General features: G+C 41.5%; 2 tRNA genes and 1 rRNA gene. All 3 read right to left on the bottom strand.

Going from position 1 to position 999, the window contains the following annotated elements:
• A 23S ribosomal RNA gene (locus Q4574_RS21440) occupies positions 1-181 on the bottom strand; the annotation flags it as partial.
• Between the two features lie 353 nt (positions 182-534).
• Positions 535-610: transfer RNA gene (locus tag Q4574_RS21435), tRNA-Ala, on the bottom strand.
• Positions 611-772: 162 nt separating this feature from the next.
• Positions 773-849 (bottom strand) — tRNA-Ile (locus tag Q4574_RS21430).
• Between the last annotated feature and the right edge of the window lie 150 nt (positions 850-999).

The raw sequence follows: 999 nt of genomic DNA, 5'->3' as shown, positions 1-999 counted from the left end.
GTTTGCCTCTACAACCTATGTATTCAGTTGCAGATAATGCATAAATGCACTGGGTTCCCCCATTCGGACATCTGTGGCTAAAATGCGTTTTGTCAACTCACCACAGCTTTTCGCAGACTTACACGTCCTTCATCGCCTCTAACTGCCTAGGCATCCACCGTATACGCTTAGTCACTTAACCATACAACCCCAAATACCTTCGTTATCCCGTTAAAGACATGAATGATTAACGGTTACCTTCGGTTTGATTTGCGCCTTTTTATTCACAAATCAAAGGTGCTCACTTAAGAGCTTGTTATATGCGTGACAAGTTCTAATCATAAAATCAGATAGAGTACGCTTGAAGATAAATCTTCAATATTACTCTTTAGTTTTGATTACTTTTATCAGCTTTCCAAATTGTTAAAGAACATTTGACTTGGCGCTACGCGCCGCGTCTTAAGGTTTAAAAAACCCTAATCAATACATGCTAATACAACATCCATTGATTAAGGCTAATTCCTTTTATTCGAGCAATCACTTTCTTCTAGAAAGTGGTGGAGCTAAGCAGGATCGAACTGCTGACCTCCTGCGTGCAAGGCAGGCGCTCTCCCAGCTGAGCTATAGCCCCTTATATACAATATAAAACTCGTAAATAAGGTTGAAGATGATGAATCTTCGGCCAGTTCGTCTCAATCTTTACTACGAAACTGGAATCTTTTCTAATCAAGGCATTGAGTGAGGACGTTAAGATCCTTAACGACGAACTCAATAACGCAGAGTAGGAAAGATTTGGTAGGCTTGGGCAGACTTGAACTGCCGACCTCACCCTTATCAGGGGTGCGCTCTAACCAGCTGAGCTACAAGCCTATTTCTTGCTTCTGCATTCGCTTTAGCAATAGTTGCTTGTTACCCAAGCACATCTTTTTGCTCTTCTTTATCGACAACAAAACAATCTGTGTGAACACTGCATCACAAAAGTGATACCTATAGTGTAAGGAGGTGATCCAACCCCAGGTT

Origin of the sequence: Aliiglaciecola sp. 3_MG-2023, assembly GCF_030548205.1 — a bacterium.
In the GTDB taxonomy this organism is placed as follows: Bacteria; Pseudomonadota; Gammaproteobacteria; order Enterobacterales; family Alteromonadaceae; genus Aliiglaciecola.
This window is presented reverse-complemented; position numbering and strand designations above follow the sequence as displayed.